The 13,219-nt window shown below is 60.9% G+C and carries 15 protein-coding genes and 2 tRNA genes; 8 read left to right on the forward strand and 9 right to left on the reverse strand.

Annotated features, from left to right (window positions below; genetic code table 11):
• The first annotated feature begins 343 nt into the window (after positions 1 to 343).
• From ACIQC5_RS14030 to ACIQC5_RS14040, 3 genes are all read left to right on the forward strand, one after another.
• Positions 344 to 1,831 carry a glyceraldehyde-3-phosphate dehydrogenase gene (locus tag ACIQC5_RS14030; RefSeq protein WP_400283277.1) on the forward strand — a complete coding sequence of 496 codons (1,488 nt, stop codon included), beginning with the start codon at positions 344 to 346 and terminating at the stop codon, positions 1,829 to 1,831.
• 70 nt (positions 1,832 to 1,901) lie between these two features.
• A complete protein-coding gene (locus tag ACIQC5_RS14035) occupies positions 1,902 to 2,111 on the forward strand; it encodes a hypothetical protein (protein ID WP_400283281.1) in 210 nt (69 codons plus the stop codon).
• 120 nt (positions 2,112 to 2,231) lie between these two features.
• Positions 2,232 to 3,029, forward strand: coding sequence for an HNH endonuclease family protein (locus ACIQC5_RS14040; RefSeq protein ID WP_400283284.1), 798 nt, complete (start codon positions 2,232 to 2,234; stop codon positions 3,027 to 3,029).
• A gap of 38 nt (positions 3,030 to 3,067) precedes the next feature.
• Here the strand turns inward: ACIQC5_RS14040 and ACIQC5_RS14045 are convergent, their stop codons facing one another.
• From ACIQC5_RS14045 to orn, 4 genes are all read right to left on the reverse strand, one after another.
• On the reverse strand, positions 3,068 to 3,892 hold the full coding sequence (locus ACIQC5_RS14045; RefSeq protein WP_400283287.1) for an acyltransferase domain-containing protein: 825 nt from the start codon (positions 3,890 to 3,892) through the stop codon (positions 3,068 to 3,070).
• A 6-nt stretch (positions 3,893 to 3,898) separates the two neighbouring features.
• The gene (def, locus tag ACIQC5_RS14050) at positions 3,899 to 4,471 is read right to left on the reverse strand and encodes a peptide deformylase (RefSeq protein WP_400283289.1); all 573 of its coding nucleotides are present in this window, start codon (positions 4,469 to 4,471) and stop codon (positions 3,899 to 3,901) included.
• A 134-nt stretch (positions 4,472 to 4,605) separates the two neighbouring features.
• A tRNA-His gene (locus ACIQC5_RS14055) sits at positions 4,606 to 4,681 on the reverse strand.
• Between the two features lie 132 nt (positions 4,682 to 4,813).
• A complete protein-coding gene (gene orn, locus ACIQC5_RS14060) occupies positions 4,814 to 5,449 on the reverse strand; it encodes an oligoribonuclease (RefSeq protein ID WP_400283291.1) in 636 nt (211 codons plus the stop codon).
• 151 nt (positions 5,450 to 5,600) lie between these two features.
• Between orn and mptB the strand changes: the two genes are divergently transcribed.
• Positions 5,601 to 7,157, forward strand: coding sequence for a polyprenol phosphomannose-dependent alpha 1,6 mannosyltransferase MptB (mptB, locus tag ACIQC5_RS14065; RefSeq protein ID WP_400283293.1), 1,557 nt, complete (start codon positions 5,601 to 5,603; stop codon positions 7,155 to 7,157).
• A gap of 93 nt (positions 7,158 to 7,250) precedes the next feature.
• On the opposite strand, the gene ACIQC5_RS14070 is transcribed toward mptB, so the two are convergent.
• Positions 7,251 to 7,937, reverse strand: coding sequence for a DNA alkylation repair protein (locus ACIQC5_RS14070; RefSeq protein ID WP_400283296.1), 687 nt, complete (start codon positions 7,935 to 7,937; stop codon positions 7,251 to 7,253).
• Between the two features lie 206 nt (positions 7,938 to 8,143).
• On the opposite strand from ACIQC5_RS14070, the gene map reads away from it, so the two are divergent.
• A complete protein-coding gene (gene map, locus ACIQC5_RS14075) occupies positions 8,144 to 8,911 on the forward strand; it encodes a type I methionyl aminopeptidase (RefSeq protein ID WP_400283299.1) in 768 nt (255 codons plus the stop codon).
• Here the strand turns inward: map and ACIQC5_RS14080 are convergent.
• Together ACIQC5_RS14080 and ACIQC5_RS14085 are read right to left on the reverse strand one after the other, a co-directional pair.
• Positions 8,892 to 9,512: a GNAT family N-acetyltransferase gene (locus tag ACIQC5_RS14080; RefSeq protein WP_400283302.1), complete on the reverse strand. Its 621-nt coding sequence runs from the start codon at positions 9,510 to 9,512 to the stop codon at positions 8,892 to 8,894. The two genes, map and ACIQC5_RS14080, sit on opposite strands and share 20 nt — an antisense overlap.
• Positions 9,513 to 9,566: 54 nt before the next feature.
• Positions 9,567 to 10,109: a single-stranded DNA-binding protein gene (locus tag ACIQC5_RS14085; RefSeq protein WP_400283305.1), complete on the reverse strand. Its 543-nt coding sequence runs from the start codon at positions 10,107 to 10,109 to the stop codon at positions 9,567 to 9,569.
• Between the two features lie 209 nt (positions 10,110 to 10,318).
• On the opposite strand from ACIQC5_RS14085, the gene ACIQC5_RS14090 reads away from it, so the two are divergent.
• A tRNA-Arg gene (locus ACIQC5_RS14090) sits at positions 10,319 to 10,391 on the forward strand.
• 43 nt (positions 10,392 to 10,434) lie between these two features.
• On the opposite strand, the gene ACIQC5_RS14095 is transcribed toward ACIQC5_RS14090, so the two are convergent.
• Together ACIQC5_RS14095 and ACIQC5_RS14100 are read right to left on the reverse strand one after the other, a co-directional pair.
• Positions 10,435 to 10,782: an SRPBCC domain-containing protein gene (locus ACIQC5_RS14095; protein ID WP_400283308.1), complete on the reverse strand. Its 348-nt coding sequence runs from the start codon at positions 10,780 to 10,782 to the stop codon at positions 10,435 to 10,437.
• A 188-nt stretch (positions 10,783 to 10,970) separates the two neighbouring features.
• Complete coding sequence (locus tag ACIQC5_RS14100; protein WP_400283311.1) at positions 10,971 to 11,204, reverse strand: hypothetical protein; 234 nt, start codon at positions 11,202 to 11,204, stop codon at positions 10,971 to 10,973.
• On the opposite strand from ACIQC5_RS14100, the gene ACIQC5_RS14105 reads away from it, so the two are divergent.
• Complete coding sequence (locus ACIQC5_RS14105; RefSeq protein ID WP_400283314.1) at positions 11,203 to 11,472, forward strand: DUF6993 domain-containing protein; 270 nt, start codon at positions 11,203 to 11,205, stop codon at positions 11,470 to 11,472. The genes ACIQC5_RS14100 and ACIQC5_RS14105 overlap by 2 nt on opposite strands.
• Before the next feature lie 56 nt (positions 11,473 to 11,528).
• Positions 11,529 to 13,211 (forward strand): energy-dependent translational throttle protein EttA, encoded by a 1,683-nt coding sequence (gene ettA, locus ACIQC5_RS14110; RefSeq protein WP_400283317.1) that lies wholly within the window; start codon positions 11,529 to 11,531, stop codon positions 13,209 to 13,211.
• The last annotated feature ends 8 nt before the right edge of the window (positions 13,212 to 13,219 follow it).

A 13,219-nucleotide genomic window follows, 5' to 3' on the forward strand; every position in this document is an offset into this window, starting at 1 on the left:
GGCAGGCAATAGTCAGAACCGTATGTCGATGCGGACGCAATCGGGCTTTGCCAAGCTTGGTGCTGCGCCATCCCACCCGTTTGTGACCGTGTGGATCACTGCTGTGTGAGTGATTTCACGCCTCCGGGCCGCCTGTAGCCCTTTCTTCCGCCCTAGAATGGTTATTGAACGTAGATGTTCTGCCGCCGGGACTGCGTTCGCAGCCGGCGGATTTTCTTTGCTCTCGTTCAAGGCGCTGTGGGTGGACCGAAGCCCGCTGGCGCATGTGCCGCAGGATTACTCCGGGCGGCCGCTGCCATCTGCATACGAGGACGTATGTGGTTGACCCAAGGAAGGTAGTTCTGTGAGCCAGACGTCAGATTCTTGTCTTGATAAGTGGATGGGCCGGGAGGCTCTCGCCGAGGCCATGATTCCGGTAATCGGCCGGTTGTACCGGGAAAACAACGTGGTCACCAGCATCCACGGCCGGAGCCTGATCAACAAGTCGACCATGAACATCCTGAAGGCACACCGCTTTGCGCGCCGGATGAGCAACACCGAGCTCCTGCTCGAAGAGACCGCACCCCTGTTGAACGCCTTGGCGGAACTTGAGCTCGGCGCTGCAGCCATTGACATCGCCCGCCTGACGGAGAAGTTCCGGGCCGAGGCAGCCGGCGCGTCGCTGGATGAGTTCCTTCGCGCCGAACTCGCTGAAATCGTAGGCAAACGCGGCGCTGACGACCGCACCAGCACCGACGTCGTGCTCTATGGCTTCGGGCGCATCGGTCGCCTCCTGGCCCGCATCCTCATCGAAAAGGCCGGCGGTGGCCACGGCCTGCGCCTGCGTGCCATCGTTGTCCGCAAGGGCGCCGAGAACGACCTCGTGAAGCGCGCCAGCTTGCTGCGCCGTGACTCCGTGCATGGTTCCTTCGAGGGCACCATCCGCGTGGATGAAGAAGCCAACACGATCACCGCCAACGGCGTGCAGGTCCAGGTCATCTACTCGGACAACCCCGCAACCGTGGACTACACCGCTTATGGCATCAAGGATGCCCTGGTGGTGGACAACACCGGCCGCTGGCGCGACGCCGAGGGACTTTCCCAGCACCTGCAGAGCAAGGGCGTTGCCCGCGTCCTGCTGACTGCTCCGGGCAAGGGCGACCTCAAGAACATCGTGCACGGCATCAACCAGCGCGATATCTCCGACGACGACAAGATCGTCACCGCTGCATCGTGCACCACGAATGCCATCACCCCGGTGCTGAAGGCGATCAACGACAAGTTCGGCATCATCCATGGCCACGTGGAGACGGTCCACTCGTTTACGAACGACCAAAACCTGATCGACAACTTCCACAAGGGCGATCGCCGCGGCCGTTCCGCAGCGCTGAACATGGTCATTACGGAAACTGGTGCCGCCAAGGCCGTTGCCAAGGCGCTGCCGGAACTCCAGGGCAAGCTGACAGGTAACGCCATCCGCGTTCCCACCCCGGACGTTTCCATGGCGATCCTCAACTTGAACCTTGAGAACGGAACCACCCGCGACGAAGTCAACGACTACCTGCGTGAAATGTCGCTGCACTCTGAACTGCGCAAGCAGATCGACTACATCGACTCGCCGGATGTCGTTTCCACCGACTTCGTCGGTTCCCGCCGTGCAGGCATCGTGGACGGTCTCGCGACCATCTCCAACGACAAGAACCTTGTCCTCTACGTTTGGTACGACAACGAGTTCGGCTACTCGTGCCAGGTGGTCCGGGTCATGGAGGAAATGGCCGGCGTCAACCCGCCGTCGTTCCCGGCCCGCGACGTAGTTGCACCGATTGCTGCCCTTCAGGCAGCCAACGCCTAACTCAGAAGTAATCCCGGGTTTCCCGGCTGAGTTACTGGTATCAGCCGGGAAACCTGACCAAAATGGGTTCATGGAAAATGAATCGACGCTGCAGCACGACACCACCCTTGAGCACGCACTTGACGTAGCACGCGCCAACCACAAAGAAGCCCAACGGCTCTTGGATCAGGCAGTGGCAGGCCATGCCACAGGCGATGTCACACCCGAGCGTGTTGAACAGTTGCGTGGGCTTCTTGCGGTAGCCGCGGAAGACCTGCAACGCGTCATGCGTGAGCAATAAACAGGGTTCTGAACACCTGCACAGTGTGACTTCTCCTACACACTGTGGAAACCGGCTCTGACTGTCGGGGCGTTGTCCTACGCTCGAAGGACAACATCCACCCCGATTGGACGGAGCCCCTTGAGTATCACCTGGACTGCCTACAAACGCGCCCGCCGCCGGGCCAGGCAAGCATGGGCCATTGTTGCCCTGATCGCTGTCTCAGTGGTGGGTGGGCTCTCTTGGTTCTTCACTACCGGCCAGTTCGAAGCGTCGCAGCCGTCCGTGGCCGGCCCAAGCCAGGCACCCGTTTTCGATCCCGTCTGGATGAAGTCCGTTGCCGAACCCGTCCCCGTTCCTGCAGGCAGCGCGGCTGACGCTTTGGAGCACCTTGAAGTCAAAGGGAGGGCGCCGAAGGACAACTACGAACGGACCGCCTTCGGCCAAGCGTGGCAGGACGTTGACCGCAACGGGTGCGATACGCGCAATGACATCCTGCGTCGTGATCTGTCCTCCGTGGAATTCACCGCCGGTTCCAAATGCAAGGTTGCGGCGGGGGAGTTTCACGAGCCGTACACCGGGGTCCGAATGTCATTCCACAGGGGACAGGACACCAGCGCGGCCGTACAAATCGACCATGTGGTAGCCCTTGCAGACGCGTGGCAAAAGGGAGCCCAGCGATTGTCATCAACGCAGCGTCAGAGCTTCGCGAATGATCCCTTGAACCTCATCGCCGCCGACGGTCCCGCCAACGTGAAGAAGGGCGCCGGAGATGCTGCTACCTGGTTGCCGGCGAACAAGAATTTCCGCTGCCACTACGTTGCACGCCAAATCTCCGTCAAAGCGGCCTATAAATTGTGGGTCACGGACGCCGAGAAGGAAGCCATGAAGCGGGTTCTTTCTTCCTGCCCCGGTCAACAAACCATTCGCGCGTCCTGAGCGATCGTTCAAAGGAGTATGGCGGCGCTGACCGGCGTCTACAGGGCGAGGTGACCGTGACCCAGTTGCCAGGTGCCGCCGTCGTCAATTCTTTCCAAGACCACGCGTTGGAGGGACGTCTCCCGGGGGAGGCTGTCCAGGTTCTCGAGTCCGCGGTGGCGGAACGTGAAGTACACGGCGTCTGTGGGCGCATCGGTGCAGCGGTCCACCGTGAAGCGGCGGGCGAAGCCCGCGATGTTGCTCTCGGGCAGCTTGGCGAGAAGGTAGGGATCCAGCATCCACGAATCGCAGGTGGCTGTTGCCACTGGTTTGTCAGGGAAGCAGCGGGCAAAGAAGGACCTCGCTTCCTCGAAGCTGGCATCAACCAAGGCGCGCGAGAGCCCGCCGTCTTCCGGGATGTGCACTCCGAGCACCCACTGCGACTTTGCGCTTGATTGATTTGCCTCGGCACGGACCAAATGGAACTGCAGCCTGCCGAGCCGGAAGAGATTGCCAGCCATGTGCAATGTGAGCCAACCCCAGGTGTCCAGCCCAAACTGCCCGTGGACGCGCCTGTTAATGCGCAGCTGAAGTCCCATGTCTGCCAACGTTGCTGCAGAGGTATCCGCGTCCACCCCTTGGGCGAGATGGTACTCGTGAACGGCGGGCGCGAAGCGCAGCAACGCCTCTACCCACTCGACTTCGCTAATGTCGGAAGAGGTAATGCTCGCCGTTGGAAACGTACCGAGCCGCTCCTCAAGAGCCGCGAGAGCGCGCTGGACCGATGCGTTGGGCGGCGAAGCGAGGATTCGGCGACACTCACCGGCGTCGGCGCCGGTGATGTCAAGGAGCGAGAAGAGCTCAGCACGTCCGGTTCCGGTCATGGCGGGTCAGTGTCCGAAGGGATCAGGATCGACGCCGGGCATCCACGTCAGGCCCGGAACGCCCCAACCGTTTCGTTTGGCCTGCTTAAGCGCCTTTTTCGCGTAGCGGTCAACGAGGCGGTTCACGTAGAGCTTCCCGTCGAGATGGTCGAACTCGTGCTGCATGACGCGTGCGAACCAGCCGGTGGCCTCGAAGTCCACCGGGTTGCCATCGCCGTCAAAACCCTGGACCCGAGCCCATTCAGCGCGCTGCAGTGGATAGTGCTCACCGGGGAATGACAGGCACCCTTCAATGTCCTCCTCCGGATCAGGGAGGGCGCCCGAGACTTTGGACAGGGTCAGCACGGGATTCACCAGGACGCCCTGTTCCGGAACATCGTCATCATTGGCGTACTTGTAGACGAAGATGCGCTTGCCGACGCCAACCTGGGGAGCCGCGAGGCCAACTCCGTTTGCGGCGTCGTTGGTCTCGAACATGTCTGCGATCAGCGTCCTGAGTTCGTCGTCGAACACCTCGACTTCGCTCGCCCGGCGGTGCAGAACGGGTTCGCCCCAAATGGTCACTGGCAGGACGGTCATGTCAGTTCTTCCTTAGTGGATCTCGTTGGTCCGGCGTCGGACTGTTCGGTCCGCATACGGGTCTAAACAAAACAAAGGCCGCACCGGATAACCGGTGCGGCCTTCGTGGAAACCGGCTCTACAGCCAATCTCGGTGGGGTGAGCGACGGGGGTTGAACCCGCGACCTCCTGGACCACAACCAGGCGCTCTGCCAACTGAGCTACGCCCACCATGTGCCTTTATCGGCTAGTCCGTATGACCGGCTTTCCGTGAAGGCAACGACAAATAGCTTACCTGCTGTTTGGAGGTGAAAATGCCACTTTTGCCGGTTTCGGCAAAAAAACCTTCAAAAATGGCGCAGATCACATCCCTTCCGTGGATCCCAGGGTCTCGGCTGTGGCGATGATGTCCTTGGAAATGCGCTGGGCAGTCGCTGTGTCCGGGCCCGGGGCGGGGACGAAAACGGCCTCCCTGTAGTAGCGCAGCTCGTCGATGGAATCCTTGATGTCGCCCAGGGCGCGGTGGCCGCCGTGCTTGGCCGGCGACTGGAAGTACGCCCGAGGGAACCAGCGGCGCGAGAGTTCCTTGATGGTGCTGACATCGATCACGCGGTAGTGGAGGTGTTCGACGATGTTGGGCATGTCCCGTGCAAGGAACATCCGGTCCGTTCCCACCGAGTTGCCTCCGAGGGGAGCCTTACGGGGATCCGGAACCCACTTCTCGATGTACTCAAGCACCTGCGCCTCGGCTTCAGCCATGGTCTTGCCTTGCGGAAGTTCATCCAACAGCTTCGAGCGGGTGTGCATGTCGCGCACGAAGTCGTTCATCTGTTCCAGCGCTGCGTCGTCCGGCTTGATGACGACGTCCACGCCATCACCCAGGATATTGAGCTCGGAGTCGGTCACCAAGGCTGCGACCTCGATCAAGGCGTCGTTCTTGAGGTCCAGACCGGTCATTTCGCAGTCGATCCAGACGATGCGTTCATTAGTAATAGGCACGCGCCTAGCCTATCCTTCAGCCGGTTCCAAGTGCTCCGATGGTACGATTTTTGAGCGTGGCAGTGTCGTTTCTTCCTGCCGCGAAAGCCCTCAGAGATGCAGACTTTTCCGTCCCGAACCACACCCGGGCAAACGATTGGACGAAGACCACATGACGGTGCCTCTACCCACCGCCCACAAGGCAGGGACTGACGCGCCGCCCGCCGAGGCGGCCCTCAGTGAAGTGGATAACGCCCGCTCGCCACTGATTGCCGGTTTTATTGGTTCGGTGTTCCTCGTGGCCGGTTCGCTGGGTGTTGGTTGGCTCGCGCCCATCTCGGAGTTGCGTCGCCTCCCACTGTTCATCTGGATGCGAACCGAAGGCGTCGGCGTCGGATTGTCCATCGTCCTGTTGGCCATTGGCGGCATGCTGCTCGTACGCGCGTGGTTGAGGTTGGGCCAGCGGGTCCGGGTCTGGGGTCTGGAAGCCCGCAAGGCGACACTTCAGGCTGTGGTTGCCTGGGGCTTGCCCATGATGTTCACGGTCCCGCTTTTCAGCAGGGACGTCTATGCCTACATCGGCCAAGGACGTCTCATGGTCGAGGGAATAAACCCCTACGAAAACGGGATCTCAGCTTTGCCCAACTACTTCCAGCTGGGCGCGGACAAGATGTGGACCGAGGCACCAGTACCCTATGGTCAGCTCTTCCTCTGGATTGAGCAGTTTGTGGTCTGGGTGACCAACGTCCAGCCAGAGGCAAGCATCATGCTGTTCCGGCTGGTCGCTGTGGTGGGAGTAATTCTCTGCATTATCTATGTGCCCAAACTCGCCGAACTCCACGGAGTGAATCCCCACCGCGCCCTGTGGCTGACTGCAGCGAATCCGCTCTTCCTGACCAACTTCATTGCCAGCGTCCACAACGACGCCCTCATGATCGGTCTGGCTCTTGCCGGACTCTATTACTGTGCAACCCGTCGGGTCATCCTCGGCATTGTCTTGGTCGCTTTGTCCATTTCCGTCAAGCCCATCACGATTGTCTTCCTTCCCTTTATCGGCCTCCTGTGGGCCGGCAAGGGTGCATCGTGGCCACGCAAGATCCTCTACTGGTTCTTGACTGCTGCCCTGACTTTCGGGCTTCTTTATGCGTTGAGCCTCGTGAACGGTTTTGGTTTTGGCTGGGTAAAGGGCCTGTCCGCACCGGGCAGTGTTTGGATCTGGTACGCGCCCATCGGCTTGATCGGCCTGGTGGTGGCCTCGATCTTCAACGTCTTCGGACTTGATGGTTGGGGCATGGCGAAGTGGGTCTACGACGCCGGCAAGCTGCTCATGGTGGCAGCGGTGGGCTGGCAGGTTTTCCGGGGTGAGCATGACCGGCTGATGCGCAGGCTCACCTTGGCGTTCGCGGCCATCGTGTTGTTGGCTCCGATGATCCAGTCCTGGTACGTCGTCTGGCTGATACCACTGTTCGCTGTCACTGGCATCCGCAATGATTGGCAAGTCAAGGCAGTCTACTTCGTGGTCTCGTTCTTCATGGTCTACGCAATCTCCGATCAGCTGGACGTGTTCCCGTACCTGCAGAGTGAAGATCTCGGACTTGCCCTGACCTTGGCCCGGAACGCCGCAGCGATCATTGCCCTGCTCTTCGCGGTCTATTTGATCTTTGTGGATCCCAAAACCAAGAGCCTGTTCCGCAAGCGTGACGAACCAGGACATCGCCCCATTATCTGAGGCCCACAGGACGTCACGTGCCCGGACATTGGACGTGCAGCGTCGGCGACACTGCGGGGCCAGGCGCCGGGCGGCGTCAGCCACCGCGGAGCGTCAGCGCGGTGGTAGGTTCCGAACGGCTTCCCTTGCAGACAATGGGCTGAGCGCCGGCCCATTCTCCGCGGCGAACGCCCTGACCCATGCCGGGTCTGTCTTGCTGTATTCCCGCAGCGCCCAACCGATGGCTTTGCGGATGAAAAATTCCTTGTCGGCCAGATTGGGTTTAATGACGGCCGCCAGCAGACCCGCATCGGTCACGGACTTGGCGGCCAACTGGGACGTAATTGACGCCCGTCGAATCCACATATCGTCGTCGGTGGACCACTCGAGCAGCAGCGGGGTCAGCGTCGCCCTGTGTGCGAGCAAGAGCGCACAGATCCGGCCGGACACACCGTCCACCAGGTCCCACCAGGCGCCAGTACGGATGATTTCCTCGTAAACGGGAAGCATGTCCAGGTCATGCCGGACCAAACGCAAGCCTGTCAGGTCAATCGCGGCGTAGCGCTCCTCACGGGCTTCAGCTTCGCGCCACATTCGAAGCACAGTTTCGCGCAAGACGGCGGGCGATGTGATGGGAAACTGTTTTACGGCAGCTTTGACGATACGGCGCACCTCGGGAACCCGGACACCCCAGGACGGCATGTCAGATTTCATGTAAGCCTGTGCGCCGCCTGCGCGTTCGGGATCGCCAGCAGCACGAAGCTTGGCACGGATTTCCTGAATGAGCGCCGTGTTATCCATGCCTCCACTGTAGAGCCCGGCCGGCCAATGACTGGAAAGCTCGCGTCCTGGCCTATTGCATCGCGTCCCTGCCCTGGGGAGGGTCTCGCAGGTGGTGTGAGCTGGACGTAGAGTGAAGATGTTCGTGCCCTTGTTTGCGGCTCCGGAGCCCGACGCCGTGCACTCACCATCCAGCACTCGCCGTGCGTCAAGTAGCGGAGGAACCCATGTCCATGCTGAAGTCACCCGATCAGATTGCGACGATGCGTGAGGCAGGGCGGGTGGTGGCCAATGCCCTGGCTGCGGTCAAGAAGCATGCGGCGGTTGGTGTATCACTGAAAGAGCTCGACGACGTAGCTGCCACCGTGATCGCGGATGCCGGGGCCAAGCCTGCCTTCCTTGATTACCATCCCCGGTGGGCTTCCGTACCTTTTCCCGGCGTCATTTGTGCCAGCGTGAATGATGCCGTGGTGCACGGGATTCCCAATGGCTACGTCTTGCAGGACGGTGACCTCCTTAGCGTTGACTGCGGAGCGTTTGTGGAGGGGTGGTGCGGGGACTCGGCCATCAGCTTCATCGTAGGAACCGCCAACCCTGCGGACCAGCAATTGATCGATGCAACAGAGGCCGCACTGGCTCGAGGCATTGAGGCGGCCCGCATCGGAAACAAGATGGGCGATCTTGCCTACGCAATTGGCGGCGAGGCCAAGCGCGCGGGATACGGCCTGCTCGCCGACCACGGCGGACACGGCATCGGCAGGACGATGCACGCCGAGCCGCCGGTTCCCAACATGGGCCGTCCGGGTCGAGGTATCAAGCTTGAAGAAGGTTTGGTTATTGCGATCGAGCCCATGCTGATCCTCGGCGGCAAGGACGACTACTACCACGACGAGGATGAATGGACCCTGCGTTCCGCGAATGGGAGGCGGGCCGCCCACAGCGAACACACAGTGGCTGTGACAGCTGAGGGGCCCGTCATCCTGACGCTGCCGTAGCGGCGTGACCCTCTCGGTTGTACCTGACCAGGGCCCGGCCCGGGATAGCCCTGGAGACAACCGAGAACCCTGCATTGGTGAAGAGCGAAACAGTGCCGTGGAAGAGCTCCGATGCCCCAGCCTTTGGCCTGAGTTCGGTGTCCACAGGGTAGGCCTCGATCATGTCTGCGCCGTTGCCCAATGCATGATCCACGGCAGCGTCAAGGAGCGCTGCTGCCACTCCGGTGCGACGATGTGCTGGAGCAACAACGAAACAGGTCACTGACCACAGCTGTTCGTCGTCCGGTGAGGACATGCCTGCGGAGCCAGCGAGCCGGGACCGTTCCAAACGCGGGTAGTTTGCCTTCGGTTCCACCGCACACCACCCGACGGGTACTCCCTCCCGGAATGCGAGAACTCCAGGTGCCGGCTCGTCGTCGAACGTTGCCTTGAAGAGTTTCTTGCGTTCGTCCTGCGACGTCGACTTCCACTCCTTGGCGGACAGGGCGAACCAGCGGCACCAGCACCGGGAAGGCTCGCCTCTGTCCCCAAAAAGTGATTCAACAGCGGTCCATGTTGCGGCATGAGTGGTCAGGGCGTCGTCGGCGTCAGCTTTGGCCATGGACCCAGAATAGGCACGGCGCCTGGCCCGGGTAGTGATTTCGGGATCCTGAGTTCACGCGAGGGCGTCGACCAACTCGCCGGTGACAGTGTTGACCGTGAGGTTGACGCCGTCGGCTTCTTCGATCTCCGCCGTGGTGCCTTCTTCCTCCTCCGGCGGCGCCTGCCCGTCGTCACCTTCCGCCCAGTCATTGGCAGAGGACGACTCTCCGCTGGCCGTGGTTCCTGCAGGAGCCGACGTTCCGTTCATCCGCGTGAAATTGGCCGAGCCCCACATGAGGTCATGGCCCACCGAGTCGGCATCGATCTCCGCGACGTGGTAGGTCCGACCTTCGTGCTCCCATTCGCGCAAGCGGAGCCGGCCGACCACGATGACACGCTGTCCCTTTTTCACGCTGCAACCGACGTGACCTGCCAGATACCGGAAACTTTGAACCGTGTACCAGTTGGTATTGCCGTCAATCCACGTACTGGTGGTGCGGTCGTATCGCCGCTCAGTGGTGCCCAGCCGGAACGAGGCAGTGGATGTTCCGTGCGTCGTGGTGGAGCTCTTGACCTCCGAGGCGACGAAGCCGCGGACGGTGATGGTGTCGTTCATGGATTGTCCTTTGAATGTGGTGAAGTGCCTGTCCGGCTCCTTCAGCTTCATTCATGAAAAACACTCCCGCGAGAGGCCAACGCGTGTATGTGCATAACCACCGTGATGGACAGCTTGTGGAGGAGGAGTCCTGTTTGACGTGATGCATGCTCAACGCACTGTAAACTCTTTGTGGCGCAACCGGCTTAGGCTGGAGTTGGCGCCAGTGCGCCCCAGTAGCTCAGGGGATAGAGCAGCGGCCTTCTAATCCGCCGGTCGGGGGTTCGATTCCCTCCTGGGGCACAAAAATCCCCTGGAACTCAGCGAAGTTCCAGGGGATTTTCTTTTAGTCTTTCCCCTCGAGGAACTCCTTGAGGTTTTGAAGAATCAGCCGCCATGTAGCTGACGATTCATCTGCTTCGGCGTCACTTTTGTTGTTTCCTTGCGTGATGGTGACCGTGGTTCCTGCTCCAGCCTCTTGCAGGCGGTACTCCACGGTGTGGTAGTTCTCTGGAACATCAGGCAGCCCTGTCAGCGGGCTGTAGTGGCTGATGCGCAGCAGTTCCAGCGGAGTGATGTCCAGAATGATGCCCTTGTCCTTGTAAGACTTGCCGTTCCACTCCCCGGAAAACGTGATCGGTTCACCCTCTTTCCATGATGACGACACATTGGTTCCGAGGAAGTACTGCTTCACGAGTGCAGGATCAGTCAGGGAGTCAGGGCCTTCCACACTTTTTCGCGCGACGCGGCGACAGTGGTTGACTCCTTCGCATCGCGTCCTTGTGCCTTCATTTTGCTCGCCTCCTTCTCCCAGCACGTGCTTCAAAACTGTCCTTTCCGAAACGCTACGCCCGTCCAAGGCTCAAGTGAATGGCACAATGGCTACGTGATGAGCAGGGGAACCACACCAGGACACAGCAGGCCGCACAGCGCTTTCCGATTGAAGGCCGGCGTTTCCGGGATCGCGGTGATCGTGGCGGCTTTGGCCTTGACGGCCTGCAGTGAACCTGCCGCGAAGCCCGCTGCCACGCCGGCTCCGGGCACAACGACAAGTACAACTACAGCCACAGCGCCATCGGACGTTGACCCTGCAGTGGCAGCCACAACGGCCACCATGGAAGCCACCCTGAAACAGTTCATCGCCGCGAACCCCAAGCCGGAGCGTGAGGCGTTGCGCGCGGCACTTGTGACGGCCGGTGTTCCTGCGGCGAACCTGGAAGTGTCGGTCAGCAGGACCCCCACGGGTCTGGACGTCGATGCAATGGAGGCCGCAGCATTGACCGGCGAGACATGCGTGGTCGGACAAATCCGTGATGGTGGCGTGGTTGTCTCTGTGCTTCCGGTCCTCGCCACGGGCAAATGCTTCGTCGGAGACGCCCGTTAGAGGGGTATCGTGGACCGAATGTGAGTTCTGCGCGCCTTGCCACTAGATTTAAGGGCATGGCGGAATTCATTTACACGATGACCAAGGCTCGCAAAGCCGTTGGCGACAAACTTATTCTGGACGATGTCAGCATGTCGTTCTTCCCCGGCGCCAAGATTGGCGTCGTGGGCCCGAACGGTGCTGGTAAGTCCACCATCCTGAAGATCATGGCCGGACTGGACACCCCCTCCAACGGCGAGGCCCGCCTCAGCCCCGGCTACACCGTGGGCATCCTCCTGCAGGAACCGCCGCTGAACGAGGAAAAGACTGTTCTGGGCAACGTCCAGGAAGGCGTTGGCGAGATCTACGGCAAGATCCAGCGTTTCAACGAGATCTCTGAAGAGATGGCCAACCCTGACGCTGATTACGACACTCTCCTGGATGAGATGGGTAAGCTCCAGGAAGCCATCGACGCAGCGGACGCCTGGGATATCGACTCCCAGCTCGAGCAGGCTATGGATGCCCTGCGGTGCCCGCCTGCCGATTCCGACGTCACCGTACTCTCCGGTGGTGAGCGCCGACGCGTAGCGCTCTGCAAGCTCCTCCTGCAGAAGCCGGACCTGCTGCTGCTCGACGAGCCCACCAACCACTTGGACGCCGAAAGCGTGCTCTGGCTTGAGCAGCACCTCTCCCAGTACCCCGGTGCTGTCCTCGCCGTGACCCACGACCGTTACTTCCTGGACCACGTTGCAGAGTGGATCGCTGAAGTCGACCGTGGCCACCTGTACCCCTACGAGGGCAACTACTCCACGTACTTGGAGAAGAAGAAGGCGCGCCTCGAAGTCCAAGGCAAGAAGGACGCAAAGCTGTCCAAGCGGCTCACCGAGGAACTTGAGTGGGTCCGCTCCAACGCCAAGGGCCGCCAGACCAAGTCCAAGGCCCGTCTGGCCCGCTACGAGGAAATGGCAGCTGAGGCTGAGCGCACTCGCAAGCTCGATTTCGAAGAGATCCAGATCCCGCCGGGACCGCGCCTCGGTAGCTTGGTCATTGAGGCCAAGGACCTGAAGAAGGGCTTCGACGATCGCGTTCTGATCGAAGACCTGTCCTTCTCCTTGCCCCGTAACGGCATCGTTGGCGTCATCGGCCCCAACGGTGTTGGTAAGTCCACGCTTTTCAAGACGATCGTTGGCATGGAGCCGCTGGATGCCGGTGAACTGAAGATCGGCGATTCGGTCAAGATTTCCTACGTGGATCAGTCCCGTGGCGGAATCGACCCCAACAAGACGCTGTGGGAGGTCGTTTCCGACGGCCTGGACCACATCCAGGTTGGTCAGGTCGAAATGCCGTCGCGTGCCTACGTATCGGCTTTCGGGTTCAAGGGTCCGGACCAGCAGAAGAAGGCAGGTGTCCTCTCCGGTGGTGAGCGCAACCGCCTGAACCTCGCGTTGACCCTCAAGCAGGGTGGAAACCTTCTGCTCCTCGACGAACCGACCAACGACCTCGACGTCGAAACGCTGAGCAGCCTCGAAAACGCACTCCTCGAATTCCCGGGTTGCGCAGTTGTGGTCTCGCACGATCGCTGGTTCCTGGACCGAGTGGCCACCCACATCCTGGCCTACGAAGGTGACGACGAGAACCCGTCCAAGTGGTACTGGTTCGAGGGCAACTTCGATTCGTATGAACTGAACAAGGTGGAGCGCCTCGGCCCCGATGCCGCGAAGCCGCACCGCGTCACGCACCGCCGCCTTACCCGCGACTGATTCCGGGT

This window comes from Paenarthrobacter sp. NPDC092416 (assembly GCF_044755025.1).
In the GTDB taxonomy this organism is placed as follows: Bacteria; Actinomycetota; Actinomycetes; order Actinomycetales; family Micrococcaceae; genus Arthrobacter.

What these genes read in the sequence shown, in the direction of transcription:
- def (WP_400283289.1), bottom strand. Translation starts at nt 4,471, where the DNA reads ATGACCGTCCTGCCAGTGACCATTTGGGGCGAACCCGTTCTGCACCGC.
- mptB (WP_400283293.1), top strand. Translation starts at nt 5,601, where the DNA reads ATGACGGTGCCTCTACCCACCGCCCACAAGGCAGGGACTGACGCGCCG.
- ACIQC5_RS14035 (WP_400283281.1), top strand. Translation starts at nt 1,902, where the DNA reads ATGGAAAATGAATCGACGCTGCAGCACGACACCACCCTTGAGCACGCA.
- ACIQC5_RS14100 (WP_400283311.1), bottom strand. Translation starts at nt 11,204, where the DNA reads ATGGTGGCCGTTGTGGCTGCCACTGCAGGGTCAACGTCCGATGGCGCT.
- ettA (WP_400283317.1), top strand. Translation starts at nt 11,529, where the DNA reads ATGGCGGAATTCATTTACACGATGACCAAGGCTCGCAAAGCCGTTGGC.
- map (WP_400283299.1), top strand. Translation starts at nt 8,144, where the DNA reads ATGTCCATGCTGAAGTCACCCGATCAGATTGCGACGATGCGTGAGGCA.
- ACIQC5_RS14080 (WP_400283302.1), bottom strand. Translation starts at nt 9,512, where the DNA reads ATGGCCAAAGCTGACGCCGACGACGCCCTGACCACTCATGCCGCAACA.
- ACIQC5_RS14045 (WP_400283287.1), bottom strand. Translation starts at nt 3,892, where the DNA reads ATGACCGGAACCGGACGTGCTGAGCTCTTCTCGCTCCTTGACATCACC.
- ACIQC5_RS14085 (WP_400283305.1), bottom strand. Translation starts at nt 10,109, where the DNA reads ATGAACGACACCATCACCGTCCGCGGCTTCGTCGCCTCGGAGGTCAAG.
- ACIQC5_RS14105 (WP_400283314.1), top strand. Translation starts at nt 11,203, where the DNA reads ATGGAAGCCACCCTGAAACAGTTCATCGCCGCGAACCCCAAGCCGGAG.
- ACIQC5_RS14070 (WP_400283296.1), bottom strand. Translation starts at nt 7,937, where the DNA reads ATGGATAACACGGCGCTCATTCAGGAAATCCGTGCCAAGCTTCGTGCT.